At 59.3% G+C, this 18,804-nt stretch carries 17 protein-coding genes and 1 pseudogene; 13 read left to right on the forward strand and 5 right to left on the reverse strand.

The window, feature by feature from the left end; genetic code table 11:
- The 4 genes from RA20_RS25955 to RA20_RS10730 form a co-directional block, all read left to right on the forward strand.
- Window positions 1-402: hypothetical protein (locus tag RA20_RS25955; RefSeq protein WP_206540103.1), on the forward strand; the 402-nt coding region annotated here is incomplete at its 5' end.
- Window positions 403-595: 193 nt separating this feature from the next.
- Complete coding sequence (locus RA20_RS26375; RefSeq protein ID WP_446720150.1) at window positions 596-733, forward strand: integrase core domain-containing protein; 138 nt, start codon at window positions 596-598, stop codon at window positions 731-733.
- A 210-nt stretch (window positions 734-943) separates the two neighbouring features.
- Window positions 944-2,317, forward strand: a complete 1,374-nt coding sequence (locus RA20_RS25010) for a caspase family protein (RefSeq protein WP_152618483.1) — start codon at window positions 944-946, stop codon at window positions 2,315-2,317.
- Window positions 2,318-3,004: 687 nt separating this feature from the next.
- On the forward strand, window positions 3,005-4,819 hold the full coding sequence (locus RA20_RS10730) for a calcium-binding protein (protein WP_052248949.1): 1,815 nt from the start codon (window positions 3,005-3,007) through the stop codon (window positions 4,817-4,819).
- Window positions 4,820-5,326: 507 nt separating this feature from the next.
- Here RA20_RS10730 and RA20_RS10735 read toward each other — a convergent pair.
- The 3 genes from RA20_RS10735 to RA20_RS10745 all read right to left on the reverse strand — a co-directional run bounded on the left by RA20_RS10735 (window position 5,327) and on the right by RA20_RS10745 (window position 8,523).
- A complete protein-coding gene (locus RA20_RS10735; protein WP_039128059.1) occupies window positions 5,327-6,877 on the reverse strand; it encodes a TRAP transporter large permease in 1,551 nt (516 codons plus the stop codon).
- A complete protein-coding gene (locus tag RA20_RS10740) occupies window positions 6,874-7,371 on the reverse strand; it encodes a TRAP transporter small permease subunit (protein WP_039128060.1) in 498 nt (165 codons plus the stop codon). The genes RA20_RS10735 and RA20_RS10740 overlap by 4 nt, the downstream gene beginning before the upstream one ends.
- A 66-nt stretch (window positions 7,372-7,437) precedes the next feature.
- Complete coding sequence (locus tag RA20_RS10745) at window positions 7,438-8,523, reverse strand: TRAP transporter substrate-binding protein (protein WP_039128063.1); 1,086 nt, start codon at window positions 8,521-8,523, stop codon at window positions 7,438-7,440.
- 204 nt (window positions 8,524-8,727) lie between these two features.
- On the opposite strand from RA20_RS10745, the gene RA20_RS10750 reads away from it, so the two are divergent.
- Window positions 8,728-9,429, forward strand: a complete 702-nt coding sequence (locus RA20_RS10750; RefSeq protein WP_039128065.1) for a GntR family transcriptional regulator — start codon at window positions 8,728-8,730, stop codon at window positions 9,427-9,429.
- Between the two features lie 502 nt (window positions 9,430-9,931).
- Here the strand turns inward: RA20_RS10750 and RA20_RS10755 are convergent.
- A complete protein-coding gene (locus tag RA20_RS10755; RefSeq protein WP_241482239.1) occupies window positions 9,932-10,816 on the reverse strand; it encodes a LysR family transcriptional regulator in 885 nt (294 codons plus the stop codon).
- A gap of 97 nt (window positions 10,817-10,913) precedes the next feature.
- Between RA20_RS10755 and RA20_RS10760 the strand changes: the two genes are divergently transcribed.
- Window positions 10,914-12,089, forward strand: coding sequence for a CaiB/BaiF CoA transferase family protein (locus tag RA20_RS10760; RefSeq protein ID WP_039128070.1), 1,176 nt, complete (start codon window positions 10,914-10,916; stop codon window positions 12,087-12,089).
- Complete coding sequence (locus tag RA20_RS10765; RefSeq protein ID WP_039128073.1) at window positions 12,086-13,222, forward strand: acyl-CoA dehydrogenase family protein; 1,137 nt, start codon at window positions 12,086-12,088, stop codon at window positions 13,220-13,222. The genes RA20_RS10760 and RA20_RS10765 overlap by 4 nt, the downstream gene beginning before the upstream one ends.
- A 219-nt stretch (window positions 13,223-13,441) precedes the next feature.
- On the opposite strand, the gene RA20_RS10770 is transcribed toward RA20_RS10765, so the two are convergent.
- On the reverse strand, window positions 13,442-13,804 hold the full coding sequence (locus tag RA20_RS10770) for a winged helix-turn-helix transcriptional regulator (RefSeq protein ID WP_226430787.1): 363 nt from the start codon (window positions 13,802-13,804) through the stop codon (window positions 13,442-13,444).
- A gap of 242 nt (window positions 13,805-14,046) precedes the next feature.
- Here RA20_RS10770 and RA20_RS10775 point away from each other — a divergent pair, with 242 nt between their 5' ends.
- The 6 genes and pseudogenes from RA20_RS10775 to RA20_RS10795 form a co-directional block, all read left to right on the forward strand.
- Window positions 14,047-15,288, forward strand: coding sequence for a hypothetical protein (locus tag RA20_RS10775; RefSeq protein WP_039128087.1), 1,242 nt, complete (start codon window positions 14,047-14,049; stop codon window positions 15,286-15,288).
- Window positions 15,289-15,295: 7 nt separating this feature from the next.
- Complete coding sequence (locus tag RA20_RS10780) at window positions 15,296-16,132, forward strand: Ig-like domain-containing protein (RefSeq protein ID WP_152618484.1); 837 nt, start codon at window positions 15,296-15,298, stop codon at window positions 16,130-16,132.
- A 26-nt stretch (window positions 16,133-16,158) separates the two neighbouring features.
- Window positions 16,159-16,773, forward strand: coding sequence for a glutathione S-transferase family protein (locus RA20_RS10785; protein ID WP_039128076.1), 615 nt, complete (start codon window positions 16,159-16,161; stop codon window positions 16,771-16,773).
- Window positions 16,774-16,775: 2 nt separating this feature from the next.
- A complete protein-coding gene (locus RA20_RS10790; RefSeq protein ID WP_039128079.1) occupies window positions 16,776-17,351 on the forward strand; it encodes a hemerythrin domain-containing protein in 576 nt (191 codons plus the stop codon).
- Window positions 17,352-17,387: 36 nt separating this feature from the next.
- Window positions 17,388-17,714: pseudogene (locus RA20_RS26380) on the forward strand (SgcJ/EcaC family oxidoreductase); the annotation flags it as partial.
- Between the two features lie 374 nt (window positions 17,715-18,088).
- The coding region (locus tag RA20_RS10795) for a calcium-binding protein (RefSeq protein ID WP_275041460.1) at window positions 18,089-18,804 on the forward strand (716 nt) is incomplete at its 3' end.

The raw sequence follows: 18,804 nt of genomic DNA on the forward strand, positions 1-18,804 counted from the left end.
AAATCCTGCTCCCGCAACCAAAATTACCACAATGGAAACAAAATCTTACGCCCCGCAGCCGTGGGGCATTCTGTGTTCGCCCCCTCACCGCTGGAAGCAAATGGGGCGGAATGGCGCTGTGGCGGGCTGGCAACACTGGCCGGATTTGCGGGTCCTCAACGTTTCACCAGCCAACATTATGGAACGAAGCGAGCTGGAAGCACCTTCGCTGCCGACGTTTGGAATAACCGCGAACATTTTGGTTTCGAAGGCGAAGAAGAGCGGATCGATGATTGGGTGCTCGAGAATTTTGGGCGAGCGAACATTCGAGTAACTGACCTTCCCCTCGGATGCGACGCGTGGCTTCCCATTTCAATTCGTTGGGCCAGATGTTCTTTCCAGAAGCTGACTTGCGAATTGTAAAACCCCAGACCTCGTATTCCGCCATTCCGACCTCCTGCTAAATACCGGGGGCCTGAATACCATTTGGAGCACCAGCAGGTTTAGGGGGCAACGAGGGGGCTAGATGCAACGCTTACAATACTGACTACCAGGTAGAACCTCGCAACTGCAGCACGGCGCGAAAGGCGCTTAGTGGACGCCCAACCCGATCCGGATTTATCCGGGAACACCCTGGGAGAACGGAAACAACGAACGGTTCAATGGAACGCTCCGCCGAGAGGTTCTTAACACTGAATGGGTCACAACAACCAAACAGGCGCAGATCGCCATTGATTGCTGGCTAAGGCGATAAAACCACACTCGCCCGCATCAAGCCGTCAACATGCGCCCGCCGGTGCCCGAAACTCTACTTCGAACTGGCCCATAGAAATGGGGCTGGACAGAGTGCGCGAAACTCGGACCGCAATTCGCGCTGCTTTCAAGGCAAAGGCAAGCCTGTAACTTCTGAGGTCGCAAAGCGCATGGGTGCATCGTCTACCGACACCGGATCCCTCATCATCATGTGACAAAGATCAATGGAGCACTAAAATTCAACTTACCCCTGTCCAATAGGGCAGTTCAGTTGCAATTTGGGGGAGTAAAAATGCGCCGCATTGCAGTAATTCTCTTCAGCTTCGTTCTGTTCGGTTGTGATGACAGTGGCAGTCTGAGGCAGGTTCAGGACGATGGCTCTGCGCTTTTACCTCATGCTGCTGCATTGGCAACAGACCAGGTACTGTCGCAACCCATCGGGACCGTCGGGCGCGGCGCGGCAAAAACGGCCCTGGTTATTGGCAATAGCGGATACCGTGCGATCCCCGCACTCGATAACCCGGCCTCTGACGCGCAGCTGATGAGCCGGACCCTGAAGACCATGGGTTTTCAGTTGATTGGCGGAGGCCCGCAGATCGACTTGAGCCGGGCGCAGATGGCTTCCGCGCTTTCCGCCTACCGCAGCAGGCTGTCGAGCCGGGGTGGGATTGGCGTAGTTTACTTCGCAGGCCACGCTGTGCAGATTGAGGGACGCAACTGGCTGGCACCGACAGATGTCGCGCCTTCCAGTGCTGGAGATGTTACCCGCCAGTTCATCGCTGCCGAACAGCTTTTCGGTGGCAGAATAGGTCGGTCTACCAATCTCGTGATCCTTGATGCGTGCCGTGATAACCCTTTCAGCCCGGCTTCTGGATCCCGCGCAGCACCGGTTCCAGGCTTGCGCGGCACTTCCGCAGGCCTCTCCCGGGTGCAGGCCCCGCCCGACACGCTGGTGGCCTTTGCCACTTCGCCGGGCGCTGTTGCCCTTGACGGAAGCGGGTCCAACAGTCCGTATGCGGCAGCGCTGGCCAGAGCCCTGCAGGAGCCCGGTGCCCGGGTTGAGGATGTATTCATCCGCGTGCGCAATATCGTCAGCCGCACCACCGGCGGTCAGCAGACCCCTTGGGAAACGTCTTCTCTGACGCAACGGGTGGTGCTGAGGCCGAGTGCTGGTTCCTCCACACCAACGACCGCCCAATATGACGGGACATATGTCGGTGCTCTGAAGTGCGAGTCGGTTCCTGAAGATCCAGGGACCCCTTCTTTTGTAAAACCGGGAGGAAGATCGGTTCAGGTCAGAATCCGGAATGGAACCGGACGGGTTGAATGGGGCCGGAAAGAACCGGAACCTACTCACTCCGGAGGGTCAAGCCATGACACTATGATCTTCAGGGTTCGTCCGGATGGAACTCTGCGGGTTATTGGGACCTACCAATACGCGACAAGTCTTCGCTATCCATTGAAAATTGGAGAACCGATGACTACAAAGTCATATAATATGACCGGCAAAGCCACACAGTTTGGCTTTGAGGTGTCTGGCTCGCGTGGCGGCCGAACTTGCAAACTGTCACTAGAGCGTTTTTAGCGTATTTCCTGAAACGGATGGCTCCATTATCCGGAGAGCAGTTGCTGGCTGATCGCCAAATACTTTTTTCACTACTTGGATAAAGCTGTTGCATGGCAAGGAAACGAAAACCCAACAAGAGTGAACGGTTTGTCGCAAAGAATGTTTCCGGTTCTAGCCGTTCTGGTCAATGCAAACCTTGGATAAAGCACTGGGAAAAGTTTTTAAAGCTAAAGCGACCTAAGAAATGCAGTGTCTTGGGATGTTCGAAACCCCTGGCAGATGGTGCTCATGTGATTTCGCAAGACGGTAGGACGGACAAGTGCTGGTGGATTGCTCCTATGTGCGTGAGTTGCAATCGATCCAAGCACAAGGAAGAGATGGAATTGGATGTAAGGGTTACTCTAGTGCTTGCCAGGTAATCTCGCGCGCAGCACGTTGCTCAAGGCACTAAGCGGACATTCAACGCTCAGTGTTGGCAGGATGGCAAAGAAGTGAGGAAACTGCCCTTTCGTGCATAAGTGTTTCTGGGTGCAGCAGTATCTTTTCAAGAAACGCAGGCCGTTCGTCGCGGCTTCCATTGAGAGAATTTTCGTTCACCTACAAGAAACAAATCATGACTAAAAATCAGTGCACTAAAGATCCATGTTAGCTTTTCCTTAACACTTCTCGGGAGGTAGTCTCCATGGGTTCTAATGGAGACTGATTATGACGGCAGGATTGAATTTGACTGGCACTGGCGGGGATGACTTGCTTATTGGAGGCCTGGGCGATGATACGCTGGTTGGCAAGGGCGGCTTTGACACGCTGGAAGGGGGTGACGGATCAGATTCGTTAACCGGAAACGGCGGGAACGATTCCCTGATAGGTGGGAGGGGCAATGACTATCTGCATGGCGGCAATCTCGACGATACCCTGATCGGTGGTTCAGGCGTTGATACGCTGATTGGCGGGAGCGGCAACGATACCATCGTTCACGATTTTTCTACTGATGACTCAATCTTGAATGACAGCATCAACGGCAGTCTTGGGACCGACACTTTGCAGCTGGTCAAGGGCACTGTAGCGCCAATTACCATCGGCACCAATGCGGTCATCAAAGGTATAGAAATCATAGACACCGCAAATGACATTCTCTTTGTCCAGAGCGGCGGCACCTATGATTTTTCCGGAATGGTTTTCAAGGACGGGGCAGCAGATGCCACCGGCAGCATTCAAGTCGATGGCAGCGTGGAAACAACAGTTACGGGTACCAAAAACGCTGACAAAATCTCTGGGGATGCATCGGAGTCCGGCCGCGACACTTTCTATGGCGGCAAGGGCGATGACACACTGAATGGGAACGATGGAAAGGACTCGCTGGACGGAGGCGACGGTAACGACAGTATTGATGGCGGTGCTGACCAGGACACGCTCGTTGGCGGCAGCGGCAACGACACGCTGAAAGGTGGTGACAGCGATAACCATCTCGGAAACGCTGACTCATTGATCGGGGACGGCGGGAACGATTCCCTGGTAGGCGGGAAGGGCAATGACTATCTGCATGGCGGCAACCACGACGACGTCCTGGAAGGCGGTGCTGGTGTCGATACCCTGATTGGCGGCAGCGGCAACGACACAATCATCCACAGAACCAGTGAAGATGCAGTTCTAAACGACAGTATCGATGGCGTCCTTGAGACCAATACTCTGCTGTTTGACAATGAAGGCGGTCCGATTATCAAAATCGGTACCAACGCAGAAATTCACAGGATTCAAATTATCGATACCGGCCTCCATGACCTATTTGTCCAGGGCGGCGGCACCTATGATTTTTCCGGAATGGTTTTCAAGGACGGGGCAGCAGATGCAACCGGCAGCATTTATGTCGATGGCAACGGGGTAACGATGGTTACGGGCACCGGCAACGCTGATAAAATCTCTGGGTATGATACGGGCACCGACAACGACACGTTCTATGGCGGCAATGGCGATGACACGCTGATAGGACATGCCGGTCACGACATGCTGGACGGCGGCAGCCATAATGACAGGATTGAAGGCGGTGCCGGAGCGGATACTCTGGTTGGCGATGGCGGCAATGATACACTTATTGGCGGTGATGGAGGTGATAGCCTCACCGGAGACGGCGGAGAGGACTCTCTGACAGGTGGGCAGGGAAATGACTACCTGCATGGAGGAAACAGCCATGATCAGTTGGAAGGTGGCATTGGCGATGACATTCTGGAGGGCGGCGACGACAACGACACGCTCTATGGCGGCGCTGGCAAGGACACCCTGGAAGGTGGCTACGGTGATGACACATTTGTGTTTGAGGCAGGTTACGGCCAGGACGTCATAACGGATTTCTCCGGAATTATGGACACCATTGATCTTGGGAGCTTTGGTTTCATAGATGAGGCTGAGGCCTTGTCTTATGCGGAAGAAAACGGTGCTGATGTCGTGTTTGACTTCGGGAACGGTGACACGCTGACAGTTCAGAACGCCAGTCTTGCAGCGCTGCAGGAGAATATCCTGTTTTGATCAAATGCAGACCCAAGCCTCGCAGGAGGCTTGGGAACCGCCCAGCGAAGCCGGCATATGTAGCGGACACATGGGGGCGTCCAGGCTGCATGTGCGGCTAAGGGCAGCTCCGTCCCGCACTGTGGGAGTTCGCATGGCTTGCGAATTTGCAGACGCAGCGAATGACTTCTCTGACGGCCGCACTGCAGCGCCCAGCTACTGTGGCGAATGCCCGCAATGGGCCGTCCTCAACGCTTTGCCGGAACCTAATCGGCTGGATGCTGCGCTGCCTGCGATGACCGTGAAGAGCCCATTCCTGCTTTGGTTGCAAATGCGGAATGCCGCGCGAAGGACGGAAAAGTTTATCTGCAGAAATGTGGAGCTCATGGCGCCGACGCCCGACGCATGCGGCCGCCATTCTCCCTTGATCGCTAAACCGTGCTTCGGGTCGGTCCCTTCCCCTTTTCTCGTTCCGTGCATAATTGCCGTTGCCGGTAGTTGAAAACGGAGCGGCAGGGGCGCGCTGCGTCAAAAAATGGCAGAGGGCAGCCAGGTGGCAAGACTTGGGACCAGCCAGATCAGCAGAACTCCAAGTGCTTGCAGTCCGATGAAAGGCACAACCCCCTGATAGATGTGGCGGGTGGTTACTTCCTTGGGCGCGGCGCCGCGCAGGTAGAACAGAGAGAAGCCGAACGGTGGGGTCAGGAAGCTGGTCTGCAGGTTGATCGCGATCAGAATGCCCAGCCAGACCGGGTCATGCCCCATCAGGATCAGCGTCGGCGTCACCAGCGGCAGCACGATCACCGAGATCTCGACGAAATCGAGGAAGAAGCCCAGCACGAAGATGAACAGCATGCAGAACAGCAGCGCCCCGGACGGCCCGCCCGGCATGTTGCCGAGGATATACGCCACCCGCTCTTCGCCGCCCAGGCCGATGAACACTAGCGAGAACATCCCCGCGGCCAGGATGGTAGCAAAGATCATCGCCGTCATTGTCGTGGTCGAGGTCACGGCCTCGTGCAGGATGCGCTGTTTCAGCCCGCTGCGCAGGGCGGCGATCACTGCCATGGCTCCGGCTGCAGCCAGCAGCGCATAAAACAGCCCCGCCACAAAATCACCACTGCTGAGGTCGCTGCGCTGCAGCCGGATGGGATGCAGGCCCGACAGGATGCCCAGCAGGATCAGTGCAGCCGCACCCAACAGGATCAGCCGGGCCGGGCCGCCGGCGCGGACGCCGGCCATCAGCAGGGCGCCGATGGCGCCGACAGAGGCGGCTTCGGTGGGGGTGGCAACGCCGCCGAGGATGGCGCCGAGCACGGCAAAGATCAGCAGGATCGGCGGCACCACGGCGCGCACGACCTGACCGCGGCTGGGACGCGCGAGCCCGGACGGGGCAGAGGGCATATCCTGCGGGCGCAGGAACCCTCGAACCAAGATATAGAGCAGGTACAGCGCCACCAGCACCAGCCCGGGCACCAGCGCAGCGGCAAAAAACTGGCCCACGGACAGCGCCTCGACCGAGAATTTGCCCTGTTCGTACTGCGCCTGCTGGTAGGCGTTGGACATTACGTCGGCAAGGATGATCAGCAGCGTCGAAGGCGGGATGATCTGCCCCAGCGTGCCGGCCGTGCAGACTATGCCGGAAGCCACCCGCGGGTCGTAGCCCGCGCGCAGCATGGCGGGCAGGGCGATCATGCCCATCGCCACCACCGTGGCGCCGACAATGCCGGTCGAGGCCGCCAGCAGCGTCCCCACCAGCACCACCGAGATGCCCAAACCGCCCTTCAGCTGGCCGAACAGCCGCCCCATGGTGTCCAGCAGTTCTTCGGCGATGCGGCTCTTTTCCAGGATCGCGCCCATCAGCACGAACAGCGGGATGGCGATCAGCACCTGATTGCTCAGCAGTCCGAAGGCACGTTGGCCCAGTGCTCCCAACAGCGAGATATCCATCACCCCCAGCGCCCAGCCGAGATAAGCAAACAGGATCGCAATGCCCGCGATGGAGAAGGCCACCGGGAACCCCATGAGGATCGCTGCCATCAGGGCCGCGAACATGACCAGGTCGAGATATTCCGTCATTGGGGGGCTCTTTCGGAGAACAGGCGGATCAGCAGGGCGATGGATTGCAGCATGATCAGCACGCAGAAGGCGGGGATCAGCGATTTCAGCAGGAACACGGCCTCAAGACCGCCAACGGCGATCGGGCCTTCGAGGATGGCCCAGGAATTGCGCACCGACGGCCAGGACCAGTAGAGCAGGGCCACCATTGACGGCAGCAGCAGTACCAGATGGCCGAAGATGTCGATGCGGCGCTGGGTCCAGGGGCTGAGGCCCGCATAGAACACATCTACGCGCACATGCTTGTCGACCAGCAGTGTGTAGCCGGCCGCCAGCATGAACAGGGCGGAATGCATGTAGAGGACGCTTTCCTGCGCGGCGATAGAGTTCACCCCGAACACGTAGCGCCCGACCACGATGGCAAACTGCGCCAGCACCATCAGCAGCGCCAGCCAGCGTACCGCCATCGCCAGACCCCGGTTGATGCCGTCCAGAGCATCCGCAACCCGTAGCATCCTGCGTCTCTCCCCATCAAAAAAGCCGGCGCCCGGTCTCTCAGGGCGCCGGCAGCTGTTGTGTAATCAGTAGCCCATCACCGAGGCGCGGGCGTTCATCTGGCCGTTGTCGGCATAGGTCATGTAGCCGCCGACGCTGTCGCGGTAGGAGAGGAAGCTTTCCGTGATGCGGCGCACCAGCTCGTCCTGGTCCTCCCGCAGCTCGGCGATCACTTCCTTGGCGGCTGCGCCCATGGCGGAGATCACGTCCTCGGGGAACATCTTCACCTGCACACCGTCCTCATCCACCATCTTCTTCAGCGCCAGCGCATGTTTGGTGGTGTATTCGGTCCAGACCGGGTTGTAGAGGCTCTCGCAGGCCAGTGACACCACGTGCTGCAGGTCCTTCGGCAATTCCGCGAAGACGCTGGCGTTGACGCCGCATTCCTCGGCCGACGACGGCTCGCCCACGCCCGGCCAGTAGTAATTCTTGGCGACCTGGTAATAACCGAGCGCGCTGTCGGTCCAGGGGCCGATGAACTCACCGGCATCCAGCGCACCGGTCTGCAGGCCTTGGAACATCGCCGGGCCGCTGGTAGCCTCAGCCGCCATGCCCAGTTTCGAGGCCATTTCCGAGGCCAAACCGGTGGTGCGGAACTTGAGGCCCTTCAGGTCCTCGGCAGAGTTGATCTCGGTCTTGAACCAGCCGCCCCACTGCGGGCCAGAGTTGCCGCACAGGAACGGCTTGATGCCGAAGCGGCCGTACATCTCGTCGTACAGCGCCTGGCCGCCGCCGTGGTACAGCCAGCCGAACTGCTCATCCGCGCGCAGGCCGAAAGGCTGCGAGCCGAATAGCAGGATGCCCTTGGACTTGGATCCCCAGTAGGCCGGGACCGCATGGTAGAGCTCAGCCGTGCCTTCGGACACCGCGTCGAAAACGCCGCGGCCCGGCACCAGCTCGCCCGCGGCAAACAGCTTCACCTCGATCCGGCCGCCGGACAGGGTGGTGATCCGGTCGGCCAGCATCTGCGCCGCGACACCGGGCCCGGGCAGGTTCTTGGGCCAGGCAGTGACCATCTTCCACTGCATTTTGTTCTGAGCAATGGCCGGGCTGGCCAGCGCCGTGGCTGCGGTGCCAAGCGCACCCGCTTTCAGAAACTCACGTCTTTCCATGTCTCCATTCCTCCGTCTGTCGGTGGACCTGCGGTGACCGGGCGCGGGCAGCGCAGAATCAATCTTGTTTTGTACGTGCTTTACATTAATATGTAGCTACATATTCTTGTCAATCACGGTTGTGCAGTTCGCGTTCGCCTTACTGCGCTGAATGAAATATGGAGCGGCAGTAAGCATTTTCCCGTTTGATCTGGGGGATATTGGATGGCAGAAAAGCAACGGCATTCCTGGGTGGCAATCCGGGACAGCATCCGGGAGATGATCCTGAACTCCACCTACGGACCCGGAGACAAGCTGCCGCGGGACGAGGAATTCGCTGCCCGGTTCGGCTGCGCCCGCTCCACCGTTCACCGGGCAATGCGGGATCTGGCCCAAAGCGGCATTGTCGAACGGCGGCGAAAGGGCGGAACAACGGTGCGGCGTGATCCGGTGACGCGGGCGACTCTCAATATTCCGATCACCCGGCTCGAGGTGGAACAGAAAGGCAGCGTCTACCGCTACCAGCTGATCCGGCAGTCCATGCAGCCGTCACCCCCGGCCATCATGGCCAACTTTGGCCTGCACGAAGCCCGCCCGATGCTGCGTGTCGAGGCTTTGCATCTTGCCGACAGCCGACCCTATATTTTCGAAGACCGCTGGATCTGCGTAGAAACCGTGCCGGAGATAGCGTCGGTGGACCTGAGCCGTGAGAGCGCAAACGAATGGCTGGTCCGCAACCGCCCCTACAGCAAATGCGATTTGCGCCTGTACGCCCGCACCGGCACCAGTACCGATAGCGAAATCCTTCAGAGCGAGGTCGGGGATGCGTTGTTCGTCATGGAGCGCACCACCTGGATTAGTGACGCCCCGATCACCAGCCTGTGTGCTGTTGCTCGCCCGGGCTATCAGCTGTTCACCCAGGGCTGACGGAAGCGGCACGATTGCCCCGCCGCGCCGGGGCTTCCCGCAGAAGGATCAGCGCGAGCCAAGCGGGAAGCAGCCTCCGGTTGCATGTAGCAGCGCTTCCGGATGTTTATGCCGGCATCTGGCTTGGTTCGCCAAGCGTCACTATCCAGCAAGACCGTGAGCACGGCGCTAAAAACACTGCCGTGGGAATGTGCTGCGGAGTGTGCGACGGCTGCTTTTGCGAGTCGCGCTGCGGTATCGGGAGAGAGGCTTGAAGGGCTGCCTTAGGCCATTCCTGTCTCTTGGAGCCAGATATCCCAATGGCTGCCTCGCCCGGAACTGTGTGAGTTCACATGTCGCACGATATCGCAGGTGCAGCGAATGTCGCCTATGATGGGCCGCAACGCAGCACCCGGTTACTGTAGCGGGTGAGCGCAATGGGTCGAACCGCGGCATGCCGCAGACAGGATAGGAGACCGAAATCCGTGTTGTAGTGGGCCTGCGCCGGACGGGTGCCTTGCTCTCAATGGTGCTGATTGAAAAAGGTTTCTGCAAAGGCGGTGAAAGCCTGAAGAATTGGCCGCTTTAGAGCTGCACCACGATGGGCAAGAGCGATCTGATGAAGGGGCGGGTTGCCGGAAAGGGGGACCCGGGTCAATGGGCTCCCATCATAACAGTGGGCATCCGGCAGATCGGTGGCCAGCAGACCGACGCCGAACCCGTTGGCCACCATTGAACGCAGCATTTCGATTGACCTGGTTTCGTGGGCGACCTGCACTGAGCCCTTGGCGTTTTGCAGCAGGGACAGAAAATAACTGCGGCTGTGGGGCAGGTTCATCAGGATGACCGGCTCCTGCGCCAGGTCTTCGGCGTTCACGCTGGGCTGTTGTGCCAAATGGTGCTCCTGCGGCAGCAGGGCATAGGGCACCGCCGCCATCAACGGAGTGATGACAAAGTCGGATGGAATGCCGAAATCGTATAGCAGCGCCATGTCAATCCGGCCTTCGCTGAGCCAGTCGAACAGCGTTTGCAGGTCACCTTCGAGGATACGGACTTCGGCGTCCGGGCGGTCGTCCAGGAAGCGGCGTACCAGCCGTGGGGCATAGCGCGGGCCGAGGGTGGAAAACACTCCCAGGTTCAGGAACTCTGGTGTTCCGTCACCGCCGCTCAGTACCCAACGCGCTTGCTTCTCCAGTTCGCGCAGCTGGGCGACCTTGTGCCGCCCGAACGGGGTCAGCTCCATCCCGCGCCCGGGGATACGGAGAAAGAGCTTCTGTCCGAACACCTCCTCGCAGCGGGTAATGGCTAGCGAAACCGAGGGCTGCGAGGTGTTCAGCGCGCGGCTCGCCGCGGCAGTGCTGCCGGTGTCTGCGACCGCCAGCAGGACTTCAACCTGGCGGAAGTTCAATGGTATATTCAAGCAGGAATACCCTTCATACCTATCTCGTATTTCCTACAATACCTAACCGAACGCTATCCTCCAGCAAGCAATTGAAGGTGGATGCATGTTCAAAGATGACAAAACGGCAGGCCGCAGGCCGCTCGAAGGAGTCCGGGTGCTGGATTTCTCCCGCGTTCTGGCCGGGCCTTACTGCACGGCGCTGATGGCTGATCTGGGCGCGGAAGTAATCAAGGTTGAGCCCGCTGCAGGCGATGACTACCGCCATATCGGCCCGTTCAAGGAAGGCGAAAGCTTGCTGTTCCAGTCGGTGAACCGGGGCAAAAAATCCATCGTTCTGGATCTGAAATCCGCGAAAGGCGCGGCGGCGGCACGGGCGTTGGCGGCAGATTGCGACGTGCTGATCGAGAACTTCCGCCCCGGCGTGATGGAGCGGTTCGGGCTGGGTGCTGAGGAGCTTTGCACGGCCTATCCGCAACTGGTCTATGTCTCGGTTTCCGGCTTTGGCCAGACCGGTCCGAACCGTATGCTGCCAGCCTATGACATCATCATCCAAGCGATGTGCGGCCTGATGGACATGACCGGCGATCCGGGCGGCCCACCGATGATGGCCGGTGACGCCTTTGCCGATGTGGCGGGCGGCATGTTTGCTGCATTTGGAACGATGGTGGCGCTGTTCGACCGTACACGCAGCGGCCGCGGACGGCATGTTGATCTGGCGCTCTACGACTCACTGGTGTCGATGATGCCGGTGGCGGCCTGCCGGGCGCTGATGGCCGGTGAGACTCCAAAACGGACGGGCAACAAACATGCGCTATCGGCGCCATTTGGCACCTATCCGGCCAAAGATGGCTGTTTCTCCGTTGCGGTACTGAACGACCGGCTGTTTGCCTGTTTCACAGAGGCCATTGGCGCGCCGGATCTGGCGGAGGACGAGCGTTTTGCCAGTGATGTGTTGCGGCGTCAGAATGAACCGGCCCTGGCTCGGCGTATTGAAGACTGGGCCGCCGCGCGCTGCGCGCAGGACGCGGTGGCGGTCCTGACAGAGGCGGGCATTCCAGCCGCGGCCCTGAGTACAGTGTCTGAGGCCTGGGCCTCGCCTCAGGCGCAGGCGCGCGGGCTGGCATCCCCGGTGAAACATCCCATGCTCGGTGAATTCTCTGTGCCGGAACAGCCTGTCCACTTCAGCGGTGCGGCAAGAGGATCCCGGAAGGCGGCCCCGGAACTGGGCGCGCACACACAGGAAATTCTAGAACAGTTACAGGAAGGAGAGGCCAAATGATCGGCGACCTGAACAGCGAAGAACAGGCCGTCATCGGCCAGATCGAACGGTTTTCCAGCGAGGTGCTGGCACCGGCCGCCGCCGCTCTCGACGCCAAGGGGCAGTTTGCAACCCTGCACCGCCCGGCACTGGCAGAAATGGGCATCATGGGCATGAACTTGCCCGAAACCAATGGCGGCATCGGTCTGTCCGGGCCAGCTCTGTACGGCGCAGTGGAGACTATCGCAGGCGCCTGTGGCTCCACCGCTTCGATGCTGACGGCGCACTTCCTAGCAACGGATTCGCTGCTCCTGGGCGGGGATGAGGCGCTCAAACAGCGCTTCCTGCCGGCCGCCGCAGCGGGTGAGGCACTTGGCGCCTTCGCGCTGACTGAGCCGATGGCGGGTTCCAACCCTGCTGATATGCGCAGTACCGCCGCCCGCGAAGGCGACGGCTACCGGCTGAAGGGCTCCAAATGCTTCATCTCCAATGCGGGTGATGCAGATTTTTTCGTGGTCTATGCCAAGACCGACAGCGCAGCCGGCGCCCGCGGGGTCAGCGCCTTTGTGGTGGAACCAGCCAAAACCGCTGGGGTGGAGATCGGCAAACATGAGGAGACCATGGGGCTGCGCGGCGGCCACGTGTTTCCGATCTCGTTTGATTGCCATGTGCCCGCGGAAAACCGGCTGGGCGAGGAGGGTGCCGGGTTCCGAACCGCGATGAAGGTGCTGGATAACGGCCGTATCGAAGTGGCCGCGCAGGCCACTGGCATTGCGCGCGCCGCACTGGATGCGGCTGTGTCCTATGCCAAGAAACGTGAGGTCGGCGGACGACCGATCGGCCATTACCAGGGGCTGCAGTGGATGCTGGCCGACAGTGCCACCGAACTGGCCGCGGCGCGGGCATTGGGGCTGCAAGCCGCCCGCAAGCGGGGCACTGGTGAGCGTTATTCGTCGGAGTCTGCATTCGCCAAGCTTTTTGCCAGTGAGGCTGCGTGGCGTATTGCGGACCGGGCGCTGCAGATCCACGGCGGCTATGGCTATACCCGTGATTTTCCGGTGGAACGCTACTTGCGCGACTTACGGATATTCCGGATCTATGAAGGATCATCGGAAATCCAGCGAACCATCATCGCGCGCGAAATGCTGAGTTAGCGGCTTAGGCGGGCGTCATGTCAGTTAGCGCCGTTTTTGAACATTGCTTCGGCGGAGTGAACTGAACAGGCCTTGTGAAGGCTGTTGCGGTAGTTCGGGCGTTGGACCAAATTCTAGACAGCCTTCCAAGATCTTTTTTGCTCTGGCGAAACTGTTTTGCTTCGCCCAGTCGGTGCGGCATTCAACAGGCGTGCCCGGCTTCGCCATCGCTCATTCTAACTAAACTACGCCACCGGAACTGCCCAGATTTGCCTGGGCCCAACGGTCTAGCTCCTGCATCACGGGCTCAAGCGACTGCCCGGTCGGCGTAAGGGAATACTCCGTGCGGGGCGGAACCTCTGCATAAACTTTGCGGACGACGATTCCATGCGCTTCCAGTTCCCGTAATTTGCGGGTCAGAACCCGCTGAGACACGTCGGGGATTTGACGGCGGATTTCACCGAACCGCCGGGTGCCGCCAAGCAGGAAGTGAATGATCTGGCACTTCCACTTCCCGCCGATGATCTCGATGACGGTTTCGACCGGGCATACATGCGCGGCCGCATCTTCCTCTGTTGCATCCTTCATCTGGTCTTCAAGCATCCCATTCAGCTCCTCGCTCCAGAAATGTACCCTTGGATACGCCGCCCTGCCAAGGCTTGCTCCTTTCGGAGGGCGTCGAGTTCCGCGTTATGAACAGCCTCTGTGCAAAGGCGAACTGACATCTTCAATAGTATCCAAAGTGTTCCTACTCACCGCATTGGTCCATAGGTGCTAAATTGGGGCACGGCGGCAAGGCAGAAACTGTCTTGGAGCCGCCGAACCACGACCTGCCTGGAGGCACCATGAAACTGAAATCCACTTCACCCGCCCTGGCGGCCGGACTTCTGTCCCTGTCGTTTGCAACAGGCGCTGCCGCGCTTGAAACGCCTCAGTCCACCACCGTGCTGGAGTTTGCCGACGGCAATACGCTGTTTGTAGCTGACACCGACGGCGGAAGGATCTTTGCCTACACGCTGCCCGAAGCTGCCCCGGCAGCGGAATCGCGCAGTTACAACCTGATTGGCCTGGGCGCCCGGCTGGCGGCCTCGACCGGCGCAGATCCGTACAGCATCAGCTATCACGATATCGCCGTGCATCCCGTGTCCAAGGAAACCTACATTTCGATGTCCCTGCGCTCGGGCGACAGCAAATCGCCGATGATTGTGCGGGTGGATCAGGATGGCACCATCACACCGCTGGATCTGGCTGCTCTGGAAGGCACATCGGTGGAACTGAACGGCACACCCGATGACAGCGTCACTTTCTGGCATGACATTCCGGCTGCCACCTTCACCGTCACGGATCTTGATTTCGTGGATGGCACGCTGTTCGCTGCCGGGCTGTCGACCGGAGAGTTCGCCTCAACCCTGCGGCAGATCCCGTACCCGTTTACTGACTCTGCTTCGACGTCCAGCATCGAAATCTACCATACCGTTCACAATCAGACCGAAACCCGGGCGCCGATCCGGGCAATGAGCGTGGTCGATCTGGATGGTGTGAAGACGGTTGTTGCTGCCTACACTTGCACACCACTGGTCACGATCCCGTCTGGCGATCTAGCTGACGGCGCCCATGTGTCCGGCAAGACTGTGGCCGAGCTCGGCTATGGCAACACGCCCCTTGAATTGCTGCACTTCACTGCTCCGAATGAGGAGTTCCAGCCGGAAGAATATGTGCTGGTCATCAACAAGGAACGAGATGCCGATCTGATCCGGGTGTCTGACCTGGCCGAGGCCAGCAAAGGCGAAGGGCTGTCGTCCCCAGAGCTTTGGGGTGACGCAGGGGTGAAAACCGCTGCACGCCCGCTGGGAGCAGTTTTGCAGGCCGATGACCAGGATGAACAGTTTCTGGTGACGCTCAAGCGCAACCTGGATACCGGCGACGTCGATCTGGTCTCGTTCCGCAAAGGCGCGTACTTCCGGCTCAGCGACTTCGTCAGCGAATATAACTTCCCCGACTATCAGTATGTGGAGGAGCAGGAGTTTTTCCGCAACTTCCAGAACATGCTGAAGGCAGACGCGGGCTACGCTGATCTGGCGAGGTAACGTGCAGATGCTCCGAAATCTGAAAACCGCATCCCTCTGGCTGGCCGCGCTCGTTGCGGCCAGTTCAGCGGCACAAGCCTGCGAGGAAAGCGTGTCAGATACTGCCCAGGTAACCCAAGTCTACCCCAGTGCTGATGTGCTGCCCGAAAACCTGCTGCGCTTCTATGTCTACTTCTCCGAACCGATGGCACGGGAGGGCATATGGGACTCCGTCGTGCTGCTCGATGAAGACGGCAAGGTGGTTCCAGGGGTCTTCATCGAGAACAAATTCGATCTCTGGTCGCCGAATGATCGAAGGCTGACGGTGCTGTTTGATCCGGGCCGGGTAAAGACCGGGCTGGTAGCACACAATACGCTGGGCCGGGCGCTGGAGCCGGGGAAGGCGTATTCCCTGCAAATCAGGAGCGGCGCGGAAACCAGACGCGGCTGCACGTTAACGCGCAGCTATGAGAAGACCTTCGTTGCCGCCCAAGCGGATTTCGAGGCGCCTGATTTGGCGAAGTGGCAGGTGCAGGCGCCCATGGCGAATTCAACTGAACCGCTTCTGGTGACACTGAATGGCCCGATGGATCACGTCTCCCTGGCCTACAGGGTGCGGGTGACCGACACAGCCGGTGCAAAGCTCGACGGCTCGCTGCGCCTTGGGCCGAATGAGCGGGAGTGGATCTTCACACCCCGCACCCCTTGGGCAAGCACCGACTACCGGATTGAGGTGGACACCACCCTGGAAGACATCGCTGGAAACAGGCTGACCGGCTTGTTCGACCGGCCGCTGGACAGCGATGGCTACAGCCAGCCGGGACAAAAGACAGAAAGCCTCACCTTCAAGCCGCGCAGCAACTGAAGAGCTACATGGAAAGGACTCCGGTCATGAAACTCTACTATGCACCCGGCACCTGTGCCCTGGCACCGCATATCGCCCTGGAATGGACGGGCAAGCCTTACGAGGCAGAGCTGGTTGAACTCGGGTCCGAGGAATACCTCAATATCAATCCTCTGGGCATGGTCCCAGCGCTTAAGGATGATGGCTTCCGTATCATGACGCAGGCAGATGCGATCCTGAAGTATATCGAGGCCAAATACCCGGAAGCCGACTTGGGCGTGACCAAGGACCCGCTCAGCCAATTCGGGCTGGATGAGGCGCTGGCTTTTCTGACAGGCGATTTCCATCCCGCATTCTGGCCCTTCTTTGTGCCGGACCGGTACACGGTTAACAGTTCCACGGGTGCGCAGGATGAAGTGCGGCAAGCGGCATTCGCCAAGATTGATCGGGTAATGAACCATCTCAGCACACTACTGGACGGCGGCCCACATGTTGCAGGCAGCAAGCGCACGATTGCCGACCCCTACGCCTTTGCAATGGTGCGCTGGACGGCACACACGCCGAAACCCTGGCAGGACTACCCGCCGGTGAAACGCTTCATGGAAACCATGCTGAAAGACCGCAGCGTGCAGGCGGCGATGAAGGCTCAGGGATTGAGCTGACAATGCACAACTACGACTACAACGCCCCCGATTACCACATTGCCTCGCGCGGCCGGATTGGCCCGGACCTGCTGCACGGCCTGTTTCCAGCGGACCGTGCGGCATGGGACGATGACACCCGGTTTCTTGGTTGGCCCGCGCATCTTCAGCGCCTTCACGCCTCGATCTCTGAGGCCAGTGCCCGGCTGATCGGTGGATTGAAAGCTGTGCTGGACGAACCCGAGGGCAGCGTCCAGGAGCTGATGGGGCTGACTGGCATGAACCGCCTGGGCCTTGATCTGGTCTCGCATGTTCACGGCCATCACAGCTTCGAGGACAGCAATGTGCTGCCCGGTTTTCTGGGGCGCTTCCCGCAGCTGGCTTCGGCCATAGACCTTCTGGAAAACGACCACCAGGTCCTGGATCAGGCGCTGGACCAGTCGGAACAGGTCTTTGCCCTGCTGCGCGGCGGGGAAACCTCAAAGTCACAAATCGGCAAGGCGCTGGAGCAGGCGAAAGTTCTGAACAAGATCCTGAACCGGCATACCTATGACGAGGAAGACATCCTGATCCCGGCGGTGCTGCATGCCTATGCCTGAAACACCGGATGGCATCCCCGGCTCTTTGCCGAAGCCTGGAACGCCAGAGAGGCGGGTGCTCTAGCTTCTCTCTTTGCTGAGGACGCTGATTTCGTCAATGTCGTGGGTCTGTGGTGGCACAACCGCGTCGACATCGAAAAAGCGCACGCCTACGGGCTCAGTACGTTCTTCCGGCACTCAGAGATTACTGCCCGGGGTATCAAGGTCCGGCGGGTTGGCGGCGACACCGCGATCATTCACACCCGCTGGAAACTGGCACGGCAAATTGGCAGGACAGGTGAAACTCTTGAGGACCGTTTTCGCAATAATGGTGTTTTTTGCATAGCGCCTGGCCAATGGCTGGGCCGTTCTGGCTGCGCATAATATCGACGTCATGCCGGGGATGGAGACCATTGCTACCAAGGACGGATCGGCATTTGCCGTAACCTACCGGGATGGCGAATAGCGGCTACCTGGTCTTCCATGCCTACAGTGGAGCCAAGAGACGTCATCAGCCGTGACACCGCCTCCGCCGCCGACGGGAGATACAACACTGTGACTGGGGCAGGGCGCAGCTATGGTCCTTGTTTTTGGTCGGCTTGACCACCCCAGAAAGCAGGTCTCCGCTTAATCATCTATAGGTTCATTAAGTTTTAAGTTAATAAATTAAGGGTTGTTTTTGCCTGCGACCGAAGGATTAACCTTTTGGTAGGTGGCCATTCCATACGTTCGCCTCTGGGTGAAATGGGAATGGGTCAATGGAAAAAAAAGAAACCATCATCGGAACAGATGGGAACGACCGCATCATCGCTGCGGACCTGGATTCCGTCATTTCAGCCGGTGCGGGCAACAACAGGATACTTGCTGGAGGCGGCGACAATTTCATTGAGGCCGGTGATGGCAATGACCAGATCGAAGCTGGTGAAGGCTCCAATGAGATCCGGGCCGGTGGCGGCAATAACAAAATCTCTGTCGGTAACGGTAGTAATGTAGTTACAGCGGAAGGCGGCGCTGACGTCATCACAGGGGGTGGCGGCAGCAACGTCATCAATGCCGGCGAAGGCAACAACAAGATTACAGTCGCAGGTGCTGAGGAAAGCGAGAACATTATCACAGCCGGAAGCGGCAGTGACAACATCCGGGCCGGCGGCGGATACAATCGTATTTTCGCCGGAGATGGCAGCAACACGATCCTGGCTGGCAATGGGAATAATGCCATCTTTGCAGGCAAGGGTAACGACGCGATCACTGTTGGCGGCGGCAACAACGAGATTGAAGCCGGGGAAGGAAGTAACAAGGTCACTGCCGGCAGCGGCGACAACAGCATCACTACCGGCGGCGGCGCGGATCAGATCAAGGCCGGAGATGGGAACAACTATGTTTCCGCAGGCGATGGCAAGAACAGCATCACCCTCGGCAAGGGGGATAACACCGTCTCGGCCGGGGCCGGCGATGACAGCATCAAGCTTGGCCA

The sequence above is a fragment of the Leisingera sp. ANG-Vp genome (assembly GCF_000813725.1).
Taxonomy (GTDB): domain Bacteria; phylum Pseudomonadota; class Alphaproteobacteria; order Rhodobacterales; family Rhodobacteraceae; genus Leisingera.

Coding starts and splice junctions, on each gene's coding strand:
- RA20_RS10730 (WP_052248949.1), top strand. CDS start 3,005: ATGACGGCAGGATTGAATTTGACTGGCACTGGCGGGGATGACTTGCTT.
- RA20_RS10735 (WP_039128059.1), bottom strand. CDS start 6,877: ATGACGGAATATCTCGACCTGGTCATGTTCGCGGCCCTGATGGCAGCG.
- RA20_RS10740 (WP_039128060.1), bottom strand. CDS start 7,371: ATGCTACGGGTTGCGGATGCTCTGGACGGCATCAACCGGGGTCTGGCG.
- RA20_RS10745 (WP_039128063.1), bottom strand. CDS start 8,523: ATGGAAAGACGTGAGTTTCTGAAAGCGGGTGCGCTTGGCACCGCAGCC.
- RA20_RS10750 (WP_039128065.1), top strand. CDS start 8,728: ATGGCAGAAAAGCAACGGCATTCCTGGGTGGCAATCCGGGACAGCATC.
- RA20_RS10760 (WP_039128070.1), top strand. CDS start 10,914: ATGTTCAAAGATGACAAAACGGCAGGCCGCAGGCCGCTCGAAGGAGTC.
- RA20_RS10765 (WP_039128073.1), top strand. CDS start 12,086: ATGATCGGCGACCTGAACAGCGAAGAACAGGCCGTCATCGGCCAGATC.
- RA20_RS10770 (WP_226430787.1), bottom strand. CDS start 13,804: ATGCTTGAAGACCAGATGAAGGATGCAACAGAGGAAGATGCGGCCGCG.
- RA20_RS10775 (WP_039128087.1), top strand. CDS start 14,047: ATGAAACTGAAATCCACTTCACCCGCCCTGGCGGCCGGACTTCTGTCC.
- RA20_RS10780 (WP_152618484.1), top strand. CDS start 15,296: ATGCTCCGAAATCTGAAAACCGCATCCCTCTGGCTGGCCGCGCTCGTT.
- RA20_RS10785 (WP_039128076.1), top strand. CDS start 16,159: ATGAAACTCTACTATGCACCCGGCACCTGTGCCCTGGCACCGCATATC.
- RA20_RS10790 (WP_039128079.1), top strand. CDS start 16,776: ATGCACAACTACGACTACAACGCCCCCGATTACCACATTGCCTCGCGC.